The sequence below is a fragment of the Lutispora sp. QWL-02 genome (genome assembly GCF_058315355.1).
Window position 1 is genome coordinate 767,760 of record NZ_CM177762.1, and the last position, 21,423, is coordinate 789,182.

The window sequence follows — 21,423 nt, forward strand, 5'->3', positions numbered from 1 at the left end:
AGCACCGCCGGGGGGGGGTATTTCTTATATGTACGGTTCAGCAGCGTCAGGCATGCAGACCGTTATATGAAATGCCGATATAGAGGAGGGATTTTTCGAAGGATAGTGTATTGCCGCGCATCCATGAGCGGATTTGAAAGCGATGACTATGATGATTTTCTAATTGGTTGTTATAGAAAATCATGAGCTAAAAAGGGGGATGTTTATGAGAGATAATCTATCAAATGATATTCTTAATGAAATATCATTAAAGAATGGGGAAAAGTTAATATTGAGAAAGCCTAAAGTAGAAGATGCTGAAAATATGATTAAATATCTGAATTTAGTTGGCGGAGAGAGCGATAATCTACTGTTTGGTAAAGATGAATTTCGTCTTACTGTTGAGCAGGAGAAGGAATATAAGTCTTGGAGTTAAAGCAAGCAACTACAGGGCTGTTAAGATGTATGAGAAATTTGGGTTTAAAAAGCGATTTAGGTGGTTGACGTCCGTGTCAGCCTTTAGCTCTGCAGGCACTATCCATCTTCTGACACAGCATGACCGTTGGTGCTGGAGAATTTAGCAAAGGGGTCAAAATTATCAATAGTATTGGCTTATTTTACAATATATAATTTCAAGTATAGAGACATTTAGGAGGAGTAAGCAAATGATATCTGCTACAACAGCAAAAATTATAAATATTTTACCGGATAAATTTGTTACATACATATCTAAAAAAGTTGTTGATAAGTACCTAAAAAAATATGCCAATATAAACACAGAGGGAAGTGAAAACTTAAAGGGAATAAAAACACCAACTATTTTTATATGCAATCATTTAAGCAATTCTGATGGATTAGTTTTAAACAAGGCTTTAAAAGAGATTGATCCAACTTTTGTAGCAGGTGTAAAGCTATCAAATAGTGCTGTTCCAAGTATAGGGGTTAATGTAATAAAGACTACAAATATAAAACCTAATACTGCTGATATAGAGGGTCTTAAGAAAATTATTAAGATCGTTGAGCAAGGGGAAAGTTTATTGATTTTCCCGGAAGGCACTAGAAGCAGAGTTGGTAGTTTGATAGAAGCAAAGAAAGGAATCCTTCTTATAGCAAGGATGACAGGGGCTCCTATTGTACCTATTGGATTATATGGGACAGAAAGACTGTTACCTATAAATAAAGAAGGAGATATGAATGCGGAAACCTTTAATTATGCAGATGTTCATATCAACATAGGAAAACAATTTGAATTTTCCAAGAGAGCAAAAGAACAAGATAAAAAAGAATATGAAGATTTTGCCACAAAATATATAATGAAGAAAATAGCAGAATTGTTACCTGAAAATTATAGAGGAGTATATAAATAAGCAGGCTGAAAATGATTGGATAATATTCCTTCAATATGACGAAGAGCCGGGCATCCATGCTGGGCTTGTCAGGGAGGTTTTTTGGATAGTTTATATTATTTCATAATTGTAAAATATAACGAACTATATAGAGGCTTTAGAATTTAATTAACTTAACATTTTACTATGACTATCAGATTGCTGATAGGAGAGGAGGATTTATGGGCTTAATTAATTATATATTAAAAGTATTAGCAGTTCTATTTTTATTCATAGTAATGACTAAAATTTTCATGGCAATTGCGGGCTATATAGGTAAGCAATTTGGTTTTGGAAGGTTTTTCATAAATTTATGGGAAAGAGCAATGAAAAAGAAGAGTATTTGAATTTATATTGGTGGATACATGCGCAAAAAATATTTATAGCTATTTATAAAAAATTAAACATTCCTGAAAGCAAGGCAATTTTTTATGCTGAAAAGGTTCGTTATGAAATTATAAAACCTGATGAATACATATTATATGATGATACTATTGAAATGCTTGATTTCTTTAAAAGTGAAGGGTATGCAAATATTATTTTATCCAACCATATTCCCGAATTGCATGATATAGTAGAAAAATTAGGATTAATAAACTGTATAGAAGATTGCATTTCTTCAGAAAGCGTAGGAATAAAAGGTGTGCTTGTAAGAGGAAAGAGAGAAAATACGATAAAATATTATTCGAAGGATTTAAGAGGACTTAAAGAAATTATTGATAGAAAGCACATTATTTATGTTATATGAGATAAAAATCAAATAGAGGTGGCAAATATTTCTATTTACACTATTGATAAAGCAAAAGGGAAGTGATATATTTATAACATAAGGAGATAAATATATCACAAAAGGGAGTTGCCTTATTATGATAAAAAAACAATTTTATATGGGATTTGCGGGCTTCCTGGGTTTTATGAGTTTTCGTTATTTTTATTCCGGTAATTTATTAGATTTATCATTCATTGGATTTTTTGCTTTTTTTGCGAACTTTATTATTGCAAAAATTAGTGGAAGCAAGGAGGATGAACGATATATTGAAGATAAGAAAACAGCATTAGCGTTTATTGGTCAATTTGCTATTATTGAACTGTTTATTATATGGTGTGCCACAGTAGCTGTAAGAAATATTGATTTTATTTGCGTACTGCTATCATTTTCATATGCAATTACACTAAATATTTATGCTATAAAACTATATATATTAGAGGAAAAATAATATGGCTGAATTTATTTGCAATCTTAAAAAATATAGACAATTGAAAGAACTTACACAAGAACAGCTTGCGGAAATTGTGGGTGTACGAAGGGAGACAATAATGAGACTTGAAGCCGGCAAATATAACCCTTCATTAAAACTTGCTGTAGATATTTCCAGAGCAGTAAATGCTCCTATTGAAGAAATATTCATATTCGATTAGTTTCCTACCTTTGACAGTTTATTGTCAAAATATTTATCTTATATGCAACGCAAATCAATCAGTAATGCTTCAGAGTGAAAATTAGTTTAGGGGGAATTTTGTGATTTCTATTAAAGGTAAAGATGGAAAGTTTTCTTTTAGAGTTGCAGGGATAGTGATATATAATAATAAAATTCTTTTACAGAGAGCGATAAAAACTGGAGCTTGGGTATTACCTGGTGGCAGAGGTGAAATTAATGAAACTTCTGAGAAAACCTTAATTCGAGAAATAAGGGAGGAACTTGGAGCAGATATAAATATCAAAAGGCTAGTATGGATTATAGAAAACTTTAATGCTTACGGAGCAGAAGGATTACATGAGATAGGCTTTTATTATCTTGGGCAATTAAGCAGCAACTGCAAGTTGCTTGACATACAAGGGGATTTTGAAGGGAATGAGAATAGCATAAAGTTAATTTTTCGGTGGTTTGAAATTGATGAAATCGATAAACTGGAAATATATCCATTATTCTTGAGGGATAATCTCATAAAAATCCCCCAAAATATCCAGCACATTGTAAATAATGATTCATTAAAAACAATTACATCGTGATATTTATAAAAAACATAATAGAGAAATTCTCAAGGAGGGGTGGGTCAGGCTGTCTTACCTTAACTCAGAAAGCAGGGTAAATAAATTTGAGCGGGTGGATTCATGGATGCAAAAAGATTTGCTGCCGAGAGAGCTGTTGATTACATACAAGAAAATATGGTCGTAGGCTTAGGAACTGGCTCTACCGCTTATTGGGCCATCCATAAATTAGGATTGAAAGTTCAAGAGGGGCTTAATATATGGGCGATTGCAACATCTATCCAGTCTGAAGATATTGCAAAGAAGCTTGGAATTCGGTTGATTTCTTTTTCAGAAATTAATGAAATTGATATCACAATTGATGGTGCCGACGAAGTGGATTTTAACTTCAATTTAATTAAAGGCGGAGGAGGCGCATTATTACGAGAAAAGATAGTAGCTGCAAATAGTAAACAATTCATAATTGTTGTCGATGAGAGCAAATTAGTAAAACGCCTTGGTAAATTTCCTTTACCTATCGAAACAGTTAAGTTTGGATATGAAGCAACACTAAAAAAGCTTCACAGATTGGGTTGTGAGCCAAGATTAAGAATGATTGACGACAAGGCATATATAACAGACAACGGGAATTACATAGTTGACTGTCATTTTGGAAGCATTGAAGACTCTCAAGAACTTCATGATAAAATTAATCGGATTCCAGGAGTTGTTGATAACGGGTTGTTCGTAAATATGACGAGAAAAGTAATAGTTGGATATCAAAACGGGAAAATAAGGGAACTTGAGAAGCGGATTTGAATGTAACAAGGAAGTCCTGCCATCTGATAACAATGCATCTACACAAGGGCGGGAAGAGCAGAAGCATGAAGTAAGACAAGCCATATTGCTTTACCGGATGAGAGCACCGTTAAGAAGCCCCGCCTCTTAGCAAAGTGTAGGCGGTTGGAGTACGTCACACTGAGAACTACAGATTATTTGTTTTTTAGGAAGTGATAGCATCGAATATACTTGGATATAATCGCATCATTATTGTTGGTAATAATGGCAGCGGAAAAGTTCGCCCATTTCTCTTGTTGCTGTTGACGGAGATTTGATAATTGGGTTAGTCCGTGCATTATCAGATGGAGAAATTACTACTTATATAGCAGAAATTATTGTTGATATTAGATATAGGGGAAAAGGTATAGGAAAAGCACTAATAGATATATGCCATAATTTATATCCTCATACAAGACTAGATTTACTTTCAACTGAGGGTTCAGATGAGTTTTATAAAAGTGAGAATTTTAGAGAAATTGCAGGCTTTAGAAAGAGTTTTTTATAAAAGAAATCAAATGCATTAATTCCTTTTGGATTTTTATTTTTTTAGTAAAATTAAGAACTATTTACGGCTCAGGCGTGCCGGTCATGCAATGCCCGGTTTTTAGGGTGGGTCAAAGAGGTTAAATTAGGGAGGAATAAGCTTTATGTCATTTTCTATAGAATTACATTTTGATGAGAAGAGCAATTTGATTATAAGAAACATGTGGAAGAAGTTAAGGGAAAGAGGTATATCAGCCTATATGGATCAATATGGGGGTTTTCCGCATATTGCATTAGCAGTATTTGATGATATTGATATTTTAGAGATGGAAAGGTTAATAGAAAAAGTTGCTGAAAACGAAAGTATGTTTACTGTAAAAATGCCTAGTTTAGGAATTTTCCCATCAAATGAAAATGTATTGTTTTTATCACCGGCTGCTTCAGCAGCATTAATTAATTTGCATGCAAAGCTACATAGGACTTTAAAGGATATAGAAGGGAAATGGGAATATTATTTGCCTGATTTTTGGGTTCCTCATTGTACATTAGGAATGAATATTCCTAAGTCAAAGCTTCATGATGCATTAGATGCTATCGTTGAAGATTATAAGCCATTAGACGTTAGAATTGAGACCATACAATTAGTTGAGTTTAATCCGGTAAAGCTAGTGAAATCATTTAAATTATATAGCCACGGGGAGTAAGGTGGTGCTCCGGCTAACATGAATATTCCTTCAAGGATGCGTCGTTTTGCCGCAATTTATTAGTGAGTTATGCTTTACAGAGGATTGATACGCGATAGTAGAATATTGCGTCATACAGGGGTAGGGAACGGGGAACACGGATTAACACTGATTTAGCACTGATTTACACAGAGGGATATTTTATTCTTTGTATAAAGTGTTAATAAGGTTATATCTGATATGTCATCCTGAACGTAGTGAAGGATCTTAGACCCATAAGGAATACCTAAGATTCTTCGCTTACGCTCAGAATGACCGAAATATCAGTTATATCGCTCTTGTATTGCATATATTAAACCCCTTCAGTGTTTTTCAGTGTTATCTTCGTGTCTTTCAGTGGTTTCCGTCTCCTTGACTCCAGAGTCCTGCTCAATCCACGTGCCTCGTACCCCGTACCCCGTGCCTCGCAGCCATAAAAAGTGCTTCGCATTTTTCATATTTCACTAATTAGAGAAATATAAAGCTGCAGCATCTTTGCTGCTCTCGTTTTTGCGGGGATCGCTCTACCGTATAACAATGTTTCTACACAAGGGTGCGGAGCAGGGAGTTCGTGAAGCAGAGTATTGGAGAGTGGGCATGAAGCCTGTCCATGCCGGATTCGCTGGAGTATTTGTCTATCATGCTAGGGGGAGTAATATGATAAAAAAATGTTCAGTTAATGATATAAAGCAAATTGTAGATATGGTATACAGAAAGAACAATGAGCCGGAGCATAACTCTGCGTTCTGCTATCGTCAGTATGACGCTATACAGCGTGATTTTATGAATTGTTTAACATCGGATAATAATGTTGTTGTGGGCTACTACAAAGATGATGCTCTAATAGGTGTTATTTCTTTTTATGTTGATGAGGAAAAACGAACTGCAGATTGTGGCGGCCCTTTTGTTGAAGGTGATTTTTGCAAAATAGCTAAAGAAATGCTCGATTATGCTAAAACACTATATAAAAAACAATTGTGCTTCAATTTCTTTTTTGATAAGAGAAATATTGAATGTATGTCGCTTATGAACTTGATTTGTGCAGAAAATAAAGGCAATGAAAGTGTCCTCACTTTAAATCGTAATGATTACATAAAACAGGAATTTGCTGTTCCTGTTGAAAAATTATTGCCGGAGTATACAACTCAATTTATTGAGTTGCACGATTCCATATTTCCTGGTGTGTATGTTTCAGGGAAGGATATAATTCAATCTATCGGAATTAACAGGGAAGTATTTTGCATTATTGATAATGGGTTCTTAATTGGCTATAGTGTGCTTAAAACTCCGCCGTATGGGGGGATAACAGCTACGGCAGAAATAATTGCAGTTGACGAGAAATATAGGGGGAAAGGCTATGGAAGGACATTATTAAATGCTGTAGTAAAGGAAGCCTTCAGCCATAGTGGTATTGATATAGTTGATTTAGTTGTTGAAAATGCCAATCAAAATGCAATAGAATTATATAGCTCATTTGGGTTTAAACTGCAGGTTGAGAACTGTTCTTACCAATTAAAATGATTAGCGCCTGTGCACAGATTATTCAAGCAGAGCGTTGAAGCGTTCATCAAATGATAGTTGTTTGGTAAAGTGAATTCAAGATTATATATAAACCATTGGAGGAATGGGCTATGGAAGCATGTATAAAAAAGAAGTTGGAAGAAAGAAATGATAGAATAATTAAATCGGTTGTAAAAAAGGCAGAGAAAGTCTGTCCAGGTGCAATTGCCTTGATAGGAATTGCAGGTTCGTTCCATTCGGGCGATATATATGAAAAATCCGACTTGGATTTATGTATTGTTGCTAATGATGACGGTGCAAGCAAAGCGGCATCATGCTTTATATTGGAGGATGTGGGTTTCGATATATATTGTACTCCTTGGAGAAGACTTGAAAAAATTGCAGGGTACAATGATCCGTTCATTACAAAATTACTTGAGTTAGATATTGTTTATAGCAGCGATGACAAGCACCACTAAGAAGAAGAGCTTTGTAAGCTCGATTCAGGGATGTTGCAGACAAGAAACGTTAATTAAAATCCTTATATAAGTTGAGAAAAAATATAATAGATAAAATTTATAGAACATTCATCATAAGTGAATGCTCTATAGGTTAATCAAAGATATTTTAAAAATTCTTCTAAAGAAATATCTGCTTGTTCTAAAATGCTTTTTAAAGTACCCTTTGCTATTTCATAATGCATAGGGATTATAACCACTTTAACTGGATTGCCTGCTTTTGTATATTTTACGTGACTTCCCTTTTGAGAAGTTTTTTCGAACCCAAATTTACATAAAGTTGTAATTATTTTTTTATGAGGGAGAATGGGATATTTGGAGCCCATTAGATTGCTACCTCCATAGTGGTAATAAATGTTTGAACATTCATTGTTTCAGGTTTTCCATTTTCATAATATAATTCTAATGCTTCTTTTAAATTGCTGAGAGATTCTTCAATAGTTTTTCCTTGTGAAGCGACATTATTATCAATACATTTAGATACATACCAGTTGTCTTCCTTTTGAACTAGTACGGTTACTTTTATACTCATAAAAACACCTCAATAGTAAATATTGTATTCTATAATTTTATTATATCATTATTGTATAAGAAGTATCCAGTGTAACCAAAAATGAAAAGGTATAAGGGTGTCGTGCGTGCAGGGCCATTGCATAACAAACCGAATAATTGACGCATCGTCCTGCCGCAATTTGTGAAAGTTAATAGATAGGAGCAAATGAGAATGAAACAGAAAATTAGTAAGATTTTATTAGGAATATATGACTTGTTTTTATCACTAGGTGCTATCTATACGGGAATAATGATGATTTCAGGCAATGGGATATTTGCTGAATATCCTAATGAGTGGGCGTCTATAGTTCCTTTTGAAAATTGGGTTATTCCTGGCATAATTATAATCGCAGTATTTGGCATAGGGAATATTATATCAGCAATAGTTAGCCTTAGAGGAAGAAGTAATAAATCATGGCATATTTCTGCTATAATGGGCGGTATATTTTTTGTAAGCTTGATTGTTCAAATATTAGTATTGGGAGAAGTTTATTTGGCAACTGTTGAATTTTTTGTTTTAAGTATAATTCAGTTATGTCTTTGTGGATATGTATTTTCGAGTTATAGAAAAAATCCAATCAGTGGCAGAGTGTAACAAGCACGAACCTTACTTTGTTTCCTTATATTATGTCGGAATAGGTTTATTCTACGAATTAGAGTATGGAATATTATGGGAGGCCAATTTGAGGAGAGTTTTATGAGTAGAGATGTAAGATGCCAAGCAGTAATATTAAAGGGTAGGCAAATTCTTGTTATCAGACATTATAATAGCAAAAGGAATGAAGAATATTGGCTTCTTCAGGGAGGCGTGCTAGAAGATGGAGAGTCGGAAGAAGAATGCATCATTCGGGAAATCAAAGAGGAAACGAACCTAGATGTTGAGATAAAGGGAATACTTTTTGATGAACTCGGAATGGGACGGGACGTTTACAGGAGATATATAACTTTTTTATGTGAACCATTAAGATATAATGAGAATCCTGGGCTTAGATCAGTTGATTACAGGAAGGTCGTGGAACTTGTATGGTGCCCCATTATATAGAGAGATTATATTAGTATTGGAGGCATAAGGTATGAGAAAAGAGAAGAATAAGAAAATACTCATCAATGGGTTGTTATGCTTCACAATTATTATTTATATATGCGTCTTACTGAATGTTATTATATTTAAATCCTTAGCTTCACCAATGGATTTATTTACAGGCAATCATCCTATTATGAGGTCTATTAATGTTTTTGTCTTCAAAGGAATATGGGATATTAAAGCATATGCGGGGACAAATAGAACAAATATTCTAGGAAACATTATTTTGTTTGTTCCATTAGGTATTTTCTTGGGGATATTTTTGAACCATAAGAGAAAGTCAGGAATTTTATTGCCATAGCCGGCACAGTTGTGGGAGTTATGATGATAATAATGATTGTTCTCCTAACTATTGCAAATAGATAACGGATTTGGTCATACAAGCATACTATGGCTAATTAAAGATTATTTTTTTCGCGGGAGGTATATGTGAGTAATATGAATATTGAGAAATGCCCCTATTGCCAAAGCACAAATATTGGTATCGGATATCAATTGGGAGGCGGACAAGTATTTGCTGATATATTTGCGTATCATTCATCTGCAGATTGCGCCAATGTAGAGCATATACTTTGCAAAGACTGCGGAAGCATCATTCATTCACGAGTAGTTAAAACGGATATGTTTCATCAATACAGCACTGCCCGCCAAGAAGAATTACGCGAGTATATTGAAAGAAACGGTATTATTCTATGCAATGAAAACAATGAGCTGCCATCTCTGGTTAAGCTAGGATACAATATGGAGAATATAATTTCTTTGATAGAGCAGAAACAAGTCTTCTACTGCAAAGCGTACAAAAAACGCTCTACATATCTGTCTGTAAAGGCATATCAATTGCTAAGCCGTTGCAAACCTCAAAAACCGCTCATAGAGCAAGCAAAATTGATCTATAAAGCGATGAGTAAGACAGACGTAGCAGATAAAGATGAATTAAGAGTTTCGATGGGTATGGATAAAAAAGAATTTGATAAAGCTTTTGATTTTTTGCTTGAGAATTTATATATTACTGCTATTGCAGGAAGACGCTTAAATCCTAATTGGTATTCTTATCTTTATTGTACTGCCGAAAGATGGAAACAGGGTGTTGAAGGCCTGCACTTCCAAGGCGATAGCAAAGCTGCTCTTTGGAAGGTTGTCAAAAATAACATGTCAGAAGATAAATTTATCAAATTCATAAAATGATAAAATTGGGTAATATGGAACTTTAATTAACATAAATATTCCTGCAAGGGTGCGAAGAGCAGGAGCAATAAATACGACCGGTATTTTAAATATATTTTAAAGGGGGATGATAGCATGATTTCCATAAAAAGACTGCCTTATCTGCAAATGCCGCAAAAAGACGGAATCACTGTCATGTGGGAAACCGATATATCGAGCGGATCCGAAGTAGAAGTTTATATATCTAAGAGACTTCATACAGACTGTGTTCGCGATAAAATGATTGGCTGTTTTTATAGTATTAGATAGTACAACCATGTTCCGGTATGAAGAAAAAGATGGTATGTGGGATGCAGTTCCCACAGATGATTTCTTCAATGAAGGAGAGCAAGTTAAATTTTTGGTTTCACAACTTGAGCAAACAAAAGCAAGATGGAAATCTGTATTCTTTCATTACCCGCCTTATGTTTCCGGATTTTATGAAGTACCATTGCTGAGAAAATTATCATCAATATTTGAAAAATATAATGTTGACCTGGTTTTTAATTCCCATACAATTGTTTATGAACGCAGCCATCCGATTAGGGATGGGAAAATCAGTATTAATGATGGCGTAACGTACATTGTAGCAGGGGGTGCCGGCGCTATGCCAGAGTGGTTTTTGCATAAGCAAGAATGGCATACCGCAAGATCCATAGCAGTCCCACACTTTTTACAAGTAATTGTATCTCAGGAGAGAATAGAGGTTCTTGCTATCAATAGCAGCGGACATCTATTTGATCAGTTAGTAATATGTAAACAATAATATCCTGTATTAGCGCAGGCCGTTAGGTGGCAGACCGAGCAATCGACGTGCTGTCTGGGCGCGATATATGAGGGGCTTTACAGAGTATTGATACGCGATAGTAAAAAATTGCGAAGCAATTTTTTTCGGGTACGAGGTGCGTAGCCTAGGGTCACTTCTATGTGGTCTTGGTACGAGGTTCGAGTGTTATAGCAGAGCTCTGGGGTCTGACCCAAAAGGAATACCCTAACCCTCGTGCCCCGTACCCCGTGCCTCGCAGGCATCTATTCCAATATAGGGCAGCACCTCTACTATGATGGGGTTACTCCGGTGCCTACAAAGGTTATGCTTGATTTTATATGTGATTATATCGATGGTGAACTGACCACTTCTGATGAAACCAGCGATGTGATTTGGGTTCCCAAAAGTAAGGTGTTAGAATATGTTACAGCTCCTGCGATGCTATTTAGATTCAAAAATGTGCTCGAATTCGACGGCCGTATTCACTATTGCTCTTATGTTACTAAGCCTGAATTTAAAGTCATATCATCAAGATTTGTTTAATACTGAACAACCCGCCCTAAAAGGAGGACAGGCTCTGAGAACCGGCTCAATGGTGTTAGACTGGATGAAGCAATTGAACTTAAAAAAATTTCAATAATCATGACAGCAAGGTGTACTATACTAATCAAGAAGAAACATAAAAGAAAGGTGTGGAAATTGTTATGGACAAAATTACAATGTGCGGATACAGGTGTGATTTATGCAAAGCTTATGCTCCTAATATAAAGAGCAATGATGAGAGAGAAAAATTGAGCAATGTTTGGAATAAATATTATGATCTTGAGATACCGGCGGATAAAATATATTGTGAGGGATGCAGATGCAGTAAAGAAAATACTAAGCGCATAGATATGAATTGTCCGGTTCGGAAATGTGTAATCGAAAAGCAAGTCGATAATTGCGGGGAATGTATCGAGTTTCCATGTGTAATTTTCAATGAACGAAGAGGACTTTCCTTTCAAGAAGCAAAAGAAAAGCTGGGTGATAACTTTTGTGCAGACGAATACAATAATTATTTATCGGCTTATGATAATATGACTAGATTAATTGAAGAGAAAAACATAAAATAGTTGTAACTTTTGTATATAAATAGCTTAAAGTCAAGCTCTCAGGTCGGTCGGCAGACATTATGTGAAAGATGATTCTAAGCTTAAATCTAAAGAGAAATGAGTGGATTAGGGTATGCGAGATGAACAGCAAGTAATAAAGCAATTATTAGATTTTGCAAATGATGATGAGAGGATCAGAGCAGTTGCCCTTAATGGTTCCAGAGTCAATCCCAATGCACCTAAAGATATAATGCAGGACTATGATGTAGTATTTTATATAACAGATATTGAAGATGAACGCTATAAAAGAAACCGGGATTGGATAAAAGAATTCGGAGAGCTGGTTATACTGCAGCAAAATGATTTTGAAGAGAGATATATCTTTTTGATGCAATTTAAAGATGGAGTAAGAATTGACCTGAGCTTTGCAGATATGAAGGAAATAGGGAAAAATGAGGATTCCCTTATAAAAGGATTGCTTGATAAAGATGATTTATTTAAAGATGTACCGTTACCTAGCGATAGTATTTATTTAATAACAAAACCGACTCAAGAGGAATTTGACAAAGCATTAAATGAGTCCTGGTGGATTCAAACATATATAGCAAAAGGGATATGGCGCGATGAGTTGCCACTGGTTAAATATATGTTTGATGTGATATTGATAGATTGTATCAGAAAATTATTAGAATGGCATTTAGGAGCAAAATATGATTGGAGAATAAATGCAGGCAAATGCGGGAAATGGTTCAAGCGCCTTTTAGCAAAGGACCTATATCATGAATTTATTGCGATATATCCATCCACAGACTATAAAGATATTTGGCAGTCATTATTTAGAGCAGGTAAATTGATACGCAGATTAGGAAATGAGCTTTCTGACAAACTGGGATATACCTATCCGATGAGTGATGATATCAATGTCACTGAATATATAAAGAAGGTTAAAGAACTTCCAAAGGATGCGATTGATTTTTAAATAAAGGAGAGGAATACCTAACCTGATAAACAAGTCAAATATGTATGCTGAGCAAAGCGGTGGGTTAGCACTTAACTATGGCTTTTCAGAAATTGGTATGAATAAGGTTATGCTCCAGGTGTTCAAAGAAAATAATGTAAAGATGAGGACTGCGTCTGACGCACACAGGCCAGAACATGTGGGAGCGAATATTCATAAATTATACCAATTGATTGAGGGCTGAGGGATATAGGGGACAGGTTTATTTGCTGCGAGGCAGGCAAAGAATGCCTTAGCCCCGTTTACTTCTAGCATGTCATTAAAGAAAGACTTTGCTAAATTGCATAATGTAAAAGCTTAAAAGATGAAGGGGTTATTAATATGCTTAAGGTAAATTTTTATGGATTAAATATGATTGAAGATAGCAAACTTCAATTTGCGGTTATTATGGCAAGATATAAAGATAAATGGATATTCGTAAGGCATAAGGAAAGATTGACCTGGGAGATTCCAGGCGGCATAGGGAAGAAAACGAAAGTATTAATTTTACAGCTTCAAGGGAATTGACTGAAGAAACGGGAGCAAAGGATTTTAATATTATTCCGCTCTGTATATATTCAGTAGCTAGAGACGAAAATGAATCTTTTGGACAATTATTTTATTCAGATGTAAAATGCCTTGGTGAATTGCCAGACACTGAGATAGGAGAAGTTAAGCTTTTTGACACTATACCTGAAAGTTTAACATATCCTTTAATTCAGCCGTACCTATATAAGAGGATTGAGGAATTTTATGTCAACTATAATTCAAGGGCAAAAAGAAAAGATGTCTAGTTGTGCATATCTCTAGCTTTGCTTATATGAAAATGATAAAACTATTTATAAGATATTATTATGATATGATTTAGCTGATAAAGAATAAATTTAGGAGATGAATACGCAAATGAAAACAGATATATATTTTGTTCGCCATGCTCAATCAGATTTTTCAATTAAAGATGATTTGATTCGCCCTTTATCAGAAAAGGGGATTGAAGATACCAGGAGAGTCACAAAAGCATTAATTGATAAAAATATCACTTCTATTTATTCAAGCCCATTTAAAAGAGCTGTTGACACGATAAAGGATTTCGCTGAAAATACAGGGCTTGAGATAAAGACTGATGATAATTTTTGTGAGCGCAAGGTAGGGGCATGGGTAGAAGACTTTAAAGCCTTTTCACTAAAACAGTGGGAAGATTTCGACTTTAAGCTTGACGGAGGAGAATCGCTGAGGCAGGTGCAAGAGCGTAATATAGCAGCACTTTTTGAAGTGATAAAGAAAAATCATGGCAAAAGTATAGCTATTGCAACCCACGGCACTGCACTAAGCACCATCATAAATTATTTTAATCCTGATTTCGGACATGCTGACTTCTGGAGCATTGCTGATAGAATGCCATATATTTTGTATTTTAGATTTAACGGTATGAAACTTGAAAGTTTAGACGAAATTGATATTATATGATATACATCTAAAGAATTCAAAAGATTATAGAGAAATGGAGGATATGAATGGTTATGGGAGCTGATATAGTTTTTGTCATAGCGCTTAATATTATTATAGCTATCATTGGAACATTGGCTTATGCAGTGAGAATTGTGGGTATCAGAACTGGAAAGGTTGCTATATCCTTTGCTCTTTTTAATGTGCTTGCCCTTGTCTCAAGAACAGCCAATGTTTTTCAATTGCCGATACTGACCAAATTTGTTGAACAAAACAATAGATCGGATACTGATTTAATAATAGTATTCAATTTGATTTTAGTATCTATTTTCGCGGCATCTGTTATGGGAGCATTTCTAATACCCACTTTTCAAAGGTTGTTTACCAAGGCAGTCCTATCTTTCTCAATAAAGAAATCTGTATTCAGGTTAATAATCCACAGCTTTACCAAGTCTGGTATCAGGGGCATCAGACAAAATATAAAGTTTCCTTCCAAAGGGAATGTATCAGAAATAAATTTAAAGAAATTGCCTTACAAAATTCTAGTTTATAATATCATAACGGTAGCTCTTTTAACTGTTGGTGTTTTTGCACCGATTTATGCAGGTAATATTATGCCGGAGCTAAGAGCTACATGTATCACATTGTCTTCGGTTGTAAACGGCATGGCCACTATTCTATTAACTTTGTTTGTTGATCCTTATTTATCAATACTTACTGATGAAGTGATCGAAGGTAAATATAGTGAAGCAGATTTCAGAGGCTGCGTGGTTGGAATGGTGGGAAGCCGGATTGTTGGAACTGCATTATCATTAGCAATATTTATTCCTGCATCCTATGCGATCGCTTTTGTTGCTAGAATCATATGAAACAAGGGCTAAGCCCTCAAGTACATGAAAGGAGGAAGAAAAGGATTGACTAAAGAAGTGGAGTTAAAAAGAAAGCCGAAAGACAATTTTTTTCTAATAAACAAAGTATAAATTTCTAATTATCTTTTTATATTTTCTTAAATGCTCGTAAAGCCTTATTCTATGTGCTTTCGAGTATTTTTACTGTAGGAAGATACTTCACGTTTCTTTGCATATTTCCTCATGTCTTAGCTGTCAGAAGTGGTAAATAAGTAGTAAATTCATTTGTACTACTAAGCAACAAGACGCTCCTGTTGCTTCTCTTTATTCAAGCGTTTCATTTCTGCCATTGCAGAATCGAATGTTGCATGTGCGTAATAGTTCAGCGTCATGGCTATATTAGCATGTCCCATAATGTACTGTAATGCCTTTGGATTCATTCCTGCATTTGCATAGTTGGTACAGAATGTATGTCGCAAACTATGTGGAGTGATGTGTGGCAATTTATCCTCGTTATACTTATTGTATTTCTTAACAAGACCTTTCATCATGCCGTTGTAATCACTTGCCACTTTTGGATAGTTCTTTCTATTAAGAAAGAGGAAATCACTATATCCATCAATCTCAACACGCTTATCATTCTTTCGATTCGCTAACACTCGCTTAAATGCTTGATAGGCTTCTTCAACCATAGGAACTTGACGTTCGCCACTTTTGGTCTTTGGTGTTTCAATGTAGTACCCAATTTCAGTATCTCTCAATAGCTGATGGTCTATATTGACAAGACGATTCTCAAAATCTAAATCTGGAAGTGTCAAACCACCAAACTCTGAAATACGAAGACCTGTTTTTAAGAGTATCAGAATTTCATCATAATTTTTGCTGTAGGTTTTATCAGCTTTTGCAAAGGCTAACAGTTTTTCTTCCTGTTCTTCTGTTAGTACGGTCTTAGGGACAGTATCATCATCAAGAACTGCTTTCAGTTGAAAGTCAAATGGATTCTTCCGAACACAATCATCTTGTATAGCAATATAGAATGAAGCCTTTAAAGAACGTTTGTAGTTATTGATGGTTTGATAAGCATAACCATTTTCACTCATTCTAATAGCCCATTCTTTAGCGTCTGATGGCTTAATACTGTCAATACTTCTTACACCTAACTTGTCTTTCTTCAAAATATCCATAAGATATTTGCGTCCAGTTTCAGTGTTTTTTCTAACCTTTGGTCTTTGAGCGTTCTGTTTTGCGTAAAGCTGGCAGAGTGTCATTTTCTTTCCTACAACATCAATACCATCATGAATGTCTTTCTGTAACTCTGCGATTTTCTCTCTAAGTGAGATACAATCACGCTTTCCTGCTGGTACTCGGTCTGTAGCCACAAGTTTCCACGAGTAAACAAATTGCGGTTCTCCAAATGAATCTATATATTTGTATAAGTATCTTCCGTCTTTTCGTTGGCTCTCTCCAGTCTTTAAGATTCGACCTTTATTGTCACGTCTTTTTTCTGACATGGCATTTGCTCCTTTCCTTTATGGAAAGAGCCTTGATACGACTTAATACTATTTTATCATATACAAGACCCTTTGGCGACGCTAGATTGCGTCCAATGTATCTATAATTTTTTCAAATTGTTTTCGTTTAATCTGAATACGATTGCCATTCATAATCAGCCAATTTGCATTTTTATTTTCCTCTGCCAAGCGTCGTAGCTTGTTTTCGCCAATACGAAAATATTTTGACGCTTCTTCAATGGTTAGGGTATAACGTTCCCAAATAGGAATGTCAGTCTGCTTCATAAAATCCTCCTTTCCAAATCACTTATTTGGATTTCATAAAAGTTGTTTTACCAGCAATCGAACAGCTTTAGCAAAGCTCACGGGAGTTCCACCCCTGCATGGTTCTCATGTAGCCATACTCATTGCCTGCGACGGTTTTATCACGCTCGGACTATTGACTGTATGGGAGTATCATTATCACGATAAGAATGTCGTTGCAGGCAATCCTGCTAAAGATTGCTTCTCGGATCACTAACATGAATCGCTCGCTATCTTTATAAGATAGGTCATGGCGGTTAGTTCCGTTGGCTCTTTTCTTATCGAAACGTATTCGATTACTTTTATTCAGTTTTCAAAGAACAATGGCTCGTTAGCCTATCAAAACACATTGAAAGCTCAATATGCTTTGGTGGAATAACAAACCTCCCTGTTCGGGAAGCGTGGAATGGTTTAGCACGCTTCCACGAAAGGAGAGAGGATATTACTTAATTTCAAATGACAAAATCTTTGTAATCAGTCTGGTTTCCATTCTTCCACGTAAGACTTCATCAACGACCATACTTTGATTGCCATATTCATCTTTCATAAGTCGTAGGGAACGCTTCGTTATGTACCCTCTGTAATGATGTAGAATCTGGTTAATCGCTTCGGTATCGCCATCTGTTGCCTTTACAATGAGAGGAAAGGGAATCATAGGATATTGTGTTTTCATTCTTCAAATTCCTCCATAAACTTTTTAATTAAGGCTAGTCCACTGGTTCTATGCCGATAGACAGTAGAACGGTTCAATTTCAACAGGTCTGCAATTTCTGAATCGCTCATGTCCATAAAGTAAAACAGCAGTAGAATTTCACGTTTCTTGTCTGGCAACTCACGTAATGCTTCACTCAACAAATCATTTTCAACGCCTACTGATAACCCATTGAGTGTAAAAATCTGAAAGTCAGTTGAATAGTTATCTGTTGTCGCAAACTGGCTAACAAGATAATCGCCAACATCCGAAAAGGACACCTCACGCTTTGCAATCCTTGAAAGATAAAGCATATAATTCTTTCGCTCGTCTTCCATAGCACGTTTACAGATATAGTCAAACTGATTTTCTATTGTGGTCTGAAAAGAAGATGGTTTCATGTTTCTCACCCCCTTTCTGTCTAGGAAAGGAAGTGAGCCTTGCTCGTTTATCTCCTTTCACTCTTAGTCCCAATGTGAAAGGGGGATTTGTTGCATTACTGATAAATAAACTTTGTAAAAAAGTTCTGAATAGCCAAAAAAGCATATAAACAGATTTATTTCTCTGTTTACACGCTTCTGTTATTCTATCTATATGATTTATAAAACCACATTGGTGGACGTACTTATCTATTGCAGATAGACGACTTTTTTTGACAAGAACCCAATGTAAGGAAATTTATTGTATATGATGTACTTCATGGCGACGTTGACCTCCAACAAACCGCCATTTGGAAGTAATATACAATATTTTAACAGCGTAAATAGCACTACCATATAACGGTTTTTTTTATTGGCGTTTAGTAGTGCTTTTTATTAAATATAAACCTATAAACCATATAACACGTTTTTCTATACCTGTTTTTAATTCAGTAGGAACAATAAAATGTATAGAGGTGGTCTACTATGCGTAAAAAAGAAGATAAATATGATTTTAGAGCCTTTGGTTTAGCCATTAAAGAAGCTCGATTGAAACGAGGTTTAACTCGTGAACAAGTGGGAGCATTGATTGAAATTGACCCACGGTACTTAACTAATATTGAAAATAAAGGGCAACACCCCAGCATACAAGTTCTTTATGACCTTGTATCGTTACTTCATGTTTCCGTTGATGAATTTTTCTTACCTGCTAATAACTTGGTAAAAAGCACCCGACGATTACAGATAGAGAAATACATGGATAGCTTTACAGACAAAGAACTATCCTTAATGGAATCTTTAGCCAGCGGTATCAACGAAGCAAGAAACATCGAAGACTAATTAAAAGAATCCATACATAACGGAAAGAGCCGATAAAATGAGATTGTATTAATCTCATTTTATCGGCTCTGCGTCTTTGCGTCTGGCTCTGTAATCACAGTTACTTTGAACTGCTTTATTTCAATTAAATTTTCTTGTCTGCATTTCGGACAATAGAGGGGGAATTTTTTTAATTCAGTATCTTCCCTTATCTTTAATCGTGTTTTATTTCCACATACAGGACACAATATCCACTTGTAGTTTATAATAACTATCTCCTCCTTTACACTTTAATTCAAATCTTTATTAAAAAATATTTCATCTTATTTAACAAGAAACCATATTTATATAACAACATAAAATACACTAAGTTATTTTATTGAACATATATCGTACTTTATCTATCCGACTATTTGGACGACGGGGCTGGCAAACAGGTTCACCGGTAGTAACATGGTACCCTTTTAACTCTGTTAAACAAACACTACGTCCATTTGTAAAGAAAGTTAAATCACTACGATATTCTTGAATACACCGAGCAGGGATTTCTCCACTAAGAATGACCTCATTATTTTTCAATTGAGTGTCTACGATGTTCGCACAATATTTAGGAGCATCGTTGTATGCTCGTGAAAGATATTCCTGTGGCGCATAAATTTTAAAACTAAGATATGGCTCTAACAATTCTGTTCCAGCTTTTTTTAAGACTTGTTCCAATACAATAGGAGCAAGCATCCGAAAATCTGCTGGGGTACTAACAGGGCTATAGTATAAGCCATACTTAAAACAGATTTTACAGTCCGTCACATTCCAACCATACAATCCTTGTTCACAGCCATAGCGTATCCCCTCCATAACTGCATTTTGAAACGATTGATTTAAGTATCCAAGAGAAACCGAGCTCTCATACTGTACTCCGCTCCCTAATGGAAGCGGTGCTACAGATAGACCAATGGAAGCCCAGAAAGGATTCGGTGGAACTTCGATGTGAATGGTATACTCTGCTTTTTTTAACGGTCTTTCCATATAAATGACTGTAGGCTCTTTTATTTCTATCTCCACATGATACTTTTCTTGCAGCAGAGCACAAGTCACTTCCATTTGTACTTTCCCTAAGAAAGAAAGTATGATTTCATGTGTCGCAGAATCCACATAATATCGCAGAAGCGGGTCACTGTCGGAGATTTCTAAAAGTGCATCAAGTAACATTTCCCTTTGTTGAGGTTTGCTCGGTTCAACAGTCGTTTGCAGCAGAGGGAGGGGATTTTCAATTCTCTCTCTCTGTGGCAATAGCTTTGTATCTCCAAGAACACTATTTAACTTCAAAAACTCATTCTGCAAAATAACAATTTCCCCGGAATAAGCCTTATCGATTTTACATAATTCACCATTTATTGAAGTATACATTTCTGTAATTTTTATTTTTTCCTTTTCCGATATTCTAACCGAATCTCGCAAATGCAGTACGCCACTATAAAGACGTATATATGCAAGACGCTGTCTTTTTTCCGAATACTCAATTTTGAAAACTTTTCCGCAAAGTTCAGACTGACCTCGATGTGTTGATGAATAAAATTTATTCGTAATCACTTCTATAAGGTTATCAATCCCTATATTGTTTTTTGCACTTCCGTGATAAACAGGGAACAGGGAACAATTATGAAATCTTATGCTTTCCTCTTGTTCGAGTTCTAATGCTTCCAATAATTTCCCAGACGTATATTTCTCCAAAAGGTAATCATTTCCTTCTATTACCATATCCCATTGTTCAGATTCGGTAAAGTTCATTACACGCATATTAGGATGCAGTTCTACCTTCTGTTTGATTACAATTTCCGCAGAAAGTTTCTCTTTAATATCCTGATAAACCGTTGATAAATCAATTCCATTTTGGTCAATCTTATTGATAAAAAAGATTGTGGGAATACCTATTTTCCTAAGTGCATGAAACAATATACGAGTTTGTGCTTGTACGCCATCTTTTGCAGAAATCAGTAGAATTGCCCCATCTAATACTGATAATGAACGATATACTTCTGCTAAAAAATCCATATGTCCTGGCGTGTCTATGATGTTTATCTTAGTATTTTTCCACTGAAAAGAGGTTATCGCCGTCTGAATTGTAATTCCTCTCTGACGTTCTAAAAGCGTATTATCCGTTTTCGTTGTACCTCTGTCCACGCTTCCTAATTCTGTAATCGCTCCACTGTTATATAATAAGCTTTCTGTTAAGGTAGTTTTTCCCGCATCAACATGAGCTAAAACTCCAATATTAATAATTTTCATGTGATTTTCCT

General features: G+C 35.3%; 34 protein-coding genes. 26 read left to right on the forward strand and 8 right to left on the reverse strand.

Features of this window, described 5'->3' with window-relative positions; all coding sequences use genetic code 11:
- The first annotated feature begins 205 nt into the window (after window positions 1-205).
- The 12 genes from AC4HCY_RS03380 (at window position 206) to AC4HCY_RS03435 (ending at window position 7,357) form a co-directional block, all read left to right on the forward strand.
- Window positions 206-415 carry a hypothetical protein gene (locus AC4HCY_RS03380; RefSeq protein ID WP_323430990.1) on the forward strand — a complete coding sequence of 70 codons (210 nt, stop codon included), beginning with the start codon at window positions 206-208 and terminating at the stop codon, window positions 413-415.
- Window positions 416-644: 229 nt separating this feature from the next.
- Window positions 645-1,346, forward strand: coding sequence for a lysophospholipid acyltransferase family protein (locus AC4HCY_RS03385; protein WP_491095369.1), 702 nt, complete (start codon window positions 645-647; stop codon window positions 1,344-1,346).
- Window positions 1,347-1,546: 200 nt separating this feature from the next.
- The gene (locus AC4HCY_RS03390; RefSeq protein ID WP_323430987.1) at window positions 1,547-1,711 is read left to right on the forward strand and encodes a hypothetical protein; all 165 of its coding nucleotides are present in this window, start codon (window positions 1,547-1,549) and stop codon (window positions 1,709-1,711) included.
- Complete coding sequence (locus AC4HCY_RS03395) at window positions 1,678-2,112, forward strand: HAD family hydrolase (RefSeq protein WP_323430986.1); 435 nt, start codon at window positions 1,678-1,680, stop codon at window positions 2,110-2,112. The genes AC4HCY_RS03390 and AC4HCY_RS03395 overlap by 34 nt, the downstream gene beginning before the upstream one ends.
- Before the next feature lie 118 nt (window positions 2,113-2,230).
- Complete coding sequence (locus tag AC4HCY_RS03400) at window positions 2,231-2,581, forward strand: DUF3796 domain-containing protein (RefSeq protein ID WP_491095370.1); 351 nt, start codon at window positions 2,231-2,233, stop codon at window positions 2,579-2,581.
- A gap of 1 nt (window position 2,582) precedes the next feature.
- Window positions 2,583-2,783: a helix-turn-helix transcriptional regulator gene (locus AC4HCY_RS03405; protein WP_216556987.1), complete on the forward strand. Its 201-nt coding sequence runs from the start codon at window positions 2,583-2,585 to the stop codon at window positions 2,781-2,783.
- A gap of 100 nt (window positions 2,784-2,883) precedes the next feature.
- Window positions 2,884-3,375, forward strand: a complete 492-nt coding sequence (locus tag AC4HCY_RS03410) for an NUDIX hydrolase (protein WP_323430984.1) — start codon at window positions 2,884-2,886, stop codon at window positions 3,373-3,375.
- A 102-nt stretch (window positions 3,376-3,477) separates the two neighbouring features.
- Window positions 3,478-4,152, forward strand: a complete 675-nt coding sequence (rpiA, locus tag AC4HCY_RS03415) for a ribose-5-phosphate isomerase RpiA (RefSeq protein WP_491095371.1) — start codon at window positions 3,478-3,480, stop codon at window positions 4,150-4,152.
- A 292-nt stretch (window positions 4,153-4,444) separates the two neighbouring features.
- Window positions 4,445-4,678, forward strand: coding sequence for a GNAT family N-acetyltransferase (locus AC4HCY_RS03420; protein WP_491095372.1), 234 nt, complete (start codon window positions 4,445-4,447; stop codon window positions 4,676-4,678).
- A 142-nt stretch (window positions 4,679-4,820) separates the two neighbouring features.
- Window positions 4,821-5,360 (forward strand): 2'-5' RNA ligase family protein, encoded by a 540-nt coding sequence (locus AC4HCY_RS03425; protein WP_491095373.1) that lies wholly within the window; start codon window positions 4,821-4,823, stop codon window positions 5,358-5,360.
- Between the two features lie 675 nt (window positions 5,361-6,035).
- Window positions 6,036-6,899: a GNAT family N-acetyltransferase gene (locus AC4HCY_RS03430; RefSeq protein ID WP_491095374.1), complete on the forward strand. Its 864-nt coding sequence runs from the start codon at window positions 6,036-6,038 to the stop codon at window positions 6,897-6,899.
- Window positions 6,900-7,009: 110 nt separating this feature from the next.
- Window positions 7,010-7,357 carry a hypothetical protein gene (locus AC4HCY_RS03435; protein WP_491095376.1) on the forward strand — a complete coding sequence of 116 codons (348 nt, stop codon included), beginning with the start codon at window positions 7,010-7,012 and terminating at the stop codon, window positions 7,355-7,357.
- Window positions 7,358-7,494: 137 nt separating this feature from the next.
- On the opposite strand, the gene AC4HCY_RS03440 is transcribed toward AC4HCY_RS03435, so the two are convergent.
- A complete protein-coding gene (locus AC4HCY_RS03440) occupies window positions 7,495-7,722 on the reverse strand; it encodes a type II toxin-antitoxin system HicA family toxin (RefSeq protein WP_491095377.1) in 228 nt (75 codons plus the stop codon).
- Window positions 7,722-7,928 (reverse strand): type II toxin-antitoxin system HicB family antitoxin, encoded by a 207-nt coding sequence (locus AC4HCY_RS03445; protein ID WP_323431192.1) that lies wholly within the window; start codon window positions 7,926-7,928, stop codon window positions 7,722-7,724. Before AC4HCY_RS03445 ends, AC4HCY_RS03440 begins: the two co-directional genes overlap by 1 nt.
- Before the next feature lie 192 nt (window positions 7,929-8,120).
- Between AC4HCY_RS03445 and AC4HCY_RS03450 the strand changes: the two genes are divergently transcribed.
- From AC4HCY_RS03450 to AC4HCY_RS03505, 12 genes are all read left to right on the forward strand, one after another.
- Window positions 8,121-8,543, forward strand: coding sequence for a hypothetical protein (locus AC4HCY_RS03450; protein WP_491095378.1), 423 nt, complete (start codon window positions 8,121-8,123; stop codon window positions 8,541-8,543).
- A 102-nt stretch (window positions 8,544-8,645) separates the two neighbouring features.
- On the forward strand, window positions 8,646-8,990 hold the full coding sequence (locus tag AC4HCY_RS03455) for an NUDIX hydrolase (RefSeq protein WP_323431190.1): 345 nt from the start codon (window positions 8,646-8,648) through the stop codon (window positions 8,988-8,990).
- 31 nt (window positions 8,991-9,021) lie between these two features.
- Window positions 9,022-9,333, forward strand: a complete 312-nt coding sequence (locus AC4HCY_RS03460; RefSeq protein ID WP_491095379.1) for a VanZ family protein — start codon at window positions 9,022-9,024, stop codon at window positions 9,331-9,333.
- A 137-nt stretch (window positions 9,334-9,470) separates the two neighbouring features.
- Window positions 9,471-10,217 (forward strand): AlkZ-related protein, encoded by a 747-nt coding sequence (locus AC4HCY_RS03465; protein WP_491096074.1) that lies wholly within the window; start codon window positions 9,471-9,473, stop codon window positions 10,215-10,217.
- Window positions 10,218-10,479: 262 nt separating this feature from the next.
- Window positions 10,480-11,001, forward strand: a complete 522-nt coding sequence (locus AC4HCY_RS03470) for a metallophosphoesterase family protein (RefSeq protein WP_491095380.1) — start codon at window positions 10,480-10,482, stop codon at window positions 10,999-11,001.
- A 309-nt stretch (window positions 11,002-11,310) separates the two neighbouring features.
- Window positions 11,311-11,544: an NUDIX hydrolase gene (locus tag AC4HCY_RS03475; RefSeq protein WP_491095381.1), complete on the forward strand. Its 234-nt coding sequence runs from the start codon at window positions 11,311-11,313 to the stop codon at window positions 11,542-11,544.
- Window positions 11,545-11,705: 161 nt separating this feature from the next.
- Window positions 11,706-12,113, forward strand: coding sequence for a DUF3795 domain-containing protein (locus AC4HCY_RS03480; RefSeq protein WP_491095382.1), 408 nt, complete (start codon window positions 11,706-11,708; stop codon window positions 12,111-12,113).
- Window positions 12,114-12,225: 112 nt separating this feature from the next.
- The gene (locus AC4HCY_RS03485) at window positions 12,226-13,071 is read left to right on the forward strand and encodes an aminoglycoside 6-adenylyltransferase (protein ID WP_491095383.1); all 846 of its coding nucleotides are present in this window, start codon (window positions 12,226-12,228) and stop codon (window positions 13,069-13,071) included.
- A gap of 360 nt (window positions 13,072-13,431) precedes the next feature.
- The gene (locus AC4HCY_RS03490; protein WP_491095384.1) at window positions 13,432-13,617 is read left to right on the forward strand and encodes a hypothetical protein; all 186 of its coding nucleotides are present in this window, start codon (window positions 13,432-13,434) and stop codon (window positions 13,615-13,617) included.
- A complete protein-coding gene (locus AC4HCY_RS03495; RefSeq protein ID WP_491095385.1) occupies window positions 13,614-13,883 on the forward strand; it encodes an NUDIX hydrolase in 270 nt (89 codons plus the stop codon). The genes AC4HCY_RS03490 and AC4HCY_RS03495 overlap by 4 nt, the downstream gene beginning before the upstream one ends.
- A 109-nt stretch (window positions 13,884-13,992) precedes the next feature.
- Entirely contained in the window at window positions 13,993-14,556 is a 564-nt protein-coding gene (locus AC4HCY_RS03500) for a histidine phosphatase family protein (RefSeq protein ID WP_491095386.1), read from the forward strand.
- Window positions 14,557-14,609: 53 nt separating this feature from the next.
- Window positions 14,610-15,404 carry a lipid II flippase Amj family protein gene (locus tag AC4HCY_RS03505; protein ID WP_491096075.1) on the forward strand — a complete coding sequence of 265 codons (795 nt, stop codon included), beginning with the start codon at window positions 14,610-14,612 and terminating at the stop codon, window positions 15,402-15,404.
- A 272-nt stretch (window positions 15,405-15,676) separates the two neighbouring features.
- Here AC4HCY_RS03505 and AC4HCY_RS03510 read toward each other — a convergent pair whose 3' ends face one another.
- Both AC4HCY_RS03510 and AC4HCY_RS03515 read right to left on the reverse strand, forming a co-directional pair.
- Window positions 15,677-16,894, reverse strand: a complete 1,218-nt coding sequence (locus AC4HCY_RS03510; RefSeq protein WP_001291561.1) for a tyrosine-type recombinase/integrase — start codon at window positions 16,892-16,894, stop codon at window positions 15,677-15,679.
- Window positions 16,895-16,975: 81 nt separating this feature from the next.
- The gene (locus AC4HCY_RS03515; protein WP_000814511.1) at window positions 16,976-17,179 is read right to left on the reverse strand and encodes an excisionase; all 204 of its coding nucleotides are present in this window, start codon (window positions 17,177-17,179) and stop codon (window positions 16,976-16,978) included.
- Between AC4HCY_RS03515 and AC4HCY_RS03520 the strand changes: the two genes are divergently transcribed.
- A complete protein-coding gene (locus tag AC4HCY_RS03520; RefSeq protein WP_001845478.1) occupies window positions 17,163-17,414 on the forward strand; it encodes a hypothetical protein in 252 nt (83 codons plus the stop codon). The two genes, AC4HCY_RS03515 and AC4HCY_RS03520, sit on opposite strands and share 17 nt — an antisense overlap.
- Window positions 17,415-17,639: 225 nt before the next feature.
- On the opposite strand, the gene AC4HCY_RS03525 is transcribed toward AC4HCY_RS03520, so the two are convergent.
- Window positions 17,640-17,870, reverse strand: coding sequence for a helix-turn-helix domain-containing protein (locus AC4HCY_RS03525; protein ID WP_000857133.1), 231 nt, complete (start codon window positions 17,868-17,870; stop codon window positions 17,640-17,642).
- On the reverse strand, window positions 17,867-18,289 hold the full coding sequence (locus AC4HCY_RS03530) for a sigma-70 family RNA polymerase sigma factor (RefSeq protein ID WP_000804885.1): 423 nt from the start codon (window positions 18,287-18,289) through the stop codon (window positions 17,867-17,869). Before AC4HCY_RS03530 ends, AC4HCY_RS03525 begins: the two co-directional genes overlap by 4 nt.
- 504 nt (window positions 18,290-18,793) lie before the next feature.
- Between AC4HCY_RS03530 and AC4HCY_RS03535 the strand changes: the two genes are divergently transcribed.
- Window positions 18,794-19,147, forward strand: coding sequence for a helix-turn-helix transcriptional regulator (locus AC4HCY_RS03535; RefSeq protein WP_001227347.1), 354 nt, complete (start codon window positions 18,794-18,796; stop codon window positions 19,145-19,147).
- 59 nt (window positions 19,148-19,206) lie between these two features.
- Here AC4HCY_RS03535 and AC4HCY_RS03540 read toward each other — a convergent pair whose 3' ends face one another.
- Both AC4HCY_RS03540 and tet(M) read right to left on the reverse strand, forming a co-directional pair.
- On the reverse strand, window positions 19,207-19,374 hold the full coding sequence (locus AC4HCY_RS03540; RefSeq protein ID WP_000336323.1) for a cysteine-rich KTR domain-containing protein: 168 nt from the start codon (window positions 19,372-19,374) through the stop codon (window positions 19,207-19,209).
- A 118-nt stretch (window positions 19,375-19,492) separates the two neighbouring features.
- The gene (tet(M), locus tag AC4HCY_RS03545; protein ID WP_002414694.1) at window positions 19,493-21,412 is read right to left on the reverse strand and encodes a tetracycline resistance ribosomal protection protein Tet(M); all 1,920 of its coding nucleotides are present in this window, start codon (window positions 21,410-21,412) and stop codon (window positions 19,493-19,495) included.
- Window positions 21,413-21,423: the final 11 nt, after the last annotated feature.

Excerpts from the sequence above, each read along its gene's own strand:
- AC4HCY_RS03380 (WP_323430990.1), top strand. The coding sequence starts at position 206 with ATGAGAGATAATCTATCAAATGATATTCTTAATGAAATATCATTAAAG.
- AC4HCY_RS03385 (WP_491095369.1), top strand. The coding sequence starts at position 645 with ATGATATCTGCTACAACAGCAAAAATTATAAATATTTTACCGGATAAA.
- AC4HCY_RS03390 (WP_323430987.1), top strand. The coding sequence starts at position 1,547 with ATGGGCTTAATTAATTATATATTAAAAGTATTAGCAGTTCTATTTTTA.
- AC4HCY_RS03395 (WP_323430986.1), top strand. The coding sequence starts at position 1,678 with ATGGGAAAGAGCAATGAAAAAGAAGAGTATTTGAATTTATATTGGTGG.
- AC4HCY_RS03400 (WP_491095370.1), top strand. The coding sequence starts at position 2,231 with ATGATAAAAAAACAATTTTATATGGGATTTGCGGGCTTCCTGGGTTTT.
- AC4HCY_RS03405 (WP_216556987.1), top strand. The coding sequence starts at position 2,583 with ATGGCTGAATTTATTTGCAATCTTAAAAAATATAGACAATTGAAAGAA.
- rpiA (WP_491095371.1), top strand. The coding sequence starts at position 3,478 with ATGGATGCAAAAAGATTTGCTGCCGAGAGAGCTGTTGATTACATACAA.
- AC4HCY_RS03425 (WP_491095373.1), top strand. The coding sequence starts at position 4,821 with ATGTCATTTTCTATAGAATTACATTTTGATGAGAAGAGCAATTTGATT.
- AC4HCY_RS03430 (WP_491095374.1), top strand. The coding sequence starts at position 6,036 with ATGATAAAAAAATGTTCAGTTAATGATATAAAGCAAATTGTAGATATG.
- AC4HCY_RS03435 (WP_491095376.1), top strand. The coding sequence starts at position 7,010 with ATGGAAGCATGTATAAAAAAGAAGTTGGAAGAAAGAAATGATAGAATA.
- AC4HCY_RS03440 (WP_491095377.1), bottom strand. The coding sequence starts at position 7,722 with ATGGGCTCCAAATATCCCATTCTCCCTCATAAAAAAATAATTACAACT.
- AC4HCY_RS03445 (WP_323431192.1), bottom strand. The coding sequence starts at position 7,928 with ATGAGTATAAAAGTAACCGTACTAGTTCAAAAGGAAGACAACTGGTAT.
- AC4HCY_RS03450 (WP_491095378.1), top strand. The coding sequence starts at position 8,121 with ATGAAACAGAAAATTAGTAAGATTTTATTAGGAATATATGACTTGTTT.
- AC4HCY_RS03455 (WP_323431190.1), top strand. The coding sequence starts at position 8,646 with ATGAGTAGAGATGTAAGATGCCAAGCAGTAATATTAAAGGGTAGGCAA.
- AC4HCY_RS03460 (WP_491095379.1), top strand. The coding sequence starts at position 9,022 with ATGAGAAAAGAGAAGAATAAGAAAATACTCATCAATGGGTTGTTATGC.
- AC4HCY_RS03465 (WP_491096074.1), top strand. The coding sequence starts at position 9,471 with ATGAATATTGAGAAATGCCCCTATTGCCAAAGCACAAATATTGGTATC.
- AC4HCY_RS03480 (WP_491095382.1), top strand. The coding sequence starts at position 11,706 with ATGGACAAAATTACAATGTGCGGATACAGGTGTGATTTATGCAAAGCT.
- AC4HCY_RS03485 (WP_491095383.1), top strand. The coding sequence starts at position 12,226 with ATGCGAGATGAACAGCAAGTAATAAAGCAATTATTAGATTTTGCAAAT.
- AC4HCY_RS03490 (WP_491095384.1), top strand. The coding sequence starts at position 13,432 with ATGCTTAAGGTAAATTTTTATGGATTAAATATGATTGAAGATAGCAAA.
- AC4HCY_RS03500 (WP_491095386.1), top strand. The coding sequence starts at position 13,993 with ATGAAAACAGATATATATTTTGTTCGCCATGCTCAATCAGATTTTTCA.
- AC4HCY_RS03505 (WP_491096075.1), top strand. The coding sequence starts at position 14,610 with ATGGGAGCTGATATAGTTTTTGTCATAGCGCTTAATATTATTATAGCT.
- AC4HCY_RS03510 (WP_001291561.1), bottom strand. The coding sequence starts at position 16,894 with ATGTCAGAAAAAAGACGTGACAATAAAGGTCGAATCTTAAAGACTGGA.
- AC4HCY_RS03520 (WP_001845478.1), top strand. The coding sequence starts at position 17,163 with ATGTCAGTCTGCTTCATAAAATCCTCCTTTCCAAATCACTTATTTGGA.
- AC4HCY_RS03515 (WP_000814511.1), bottom strand. The coding sequence starts at position 17,179 with ATGAAGCAGACTGACATTCCTATTTGGGAACGTTATACCCTAACCATT.
- AC4HCY_RS03525 (WP_000857133.1), bottom strand. The coding sequence starts at position 17,870 with ATGAAAACACAATATCCTATGATTCCCTTTCCTCTCATTGTAAAGGCA.
- AC4HCY_RS03530 (WP_000804885.1), bottom strand. The coding sequence starts at position 18,289 with ATGAAACCATCTTCTTTTCAGACCACAATAGAAAATCAGTTTGACTAT.
- AC4HCY_RS03535 (WP_001227347.1), top strand. The coding sequence starts at position 18,794 with ATGCGTAAAAAAGAAGATAAATATGATTTTAGAGCCTTTGGTTTAGCC.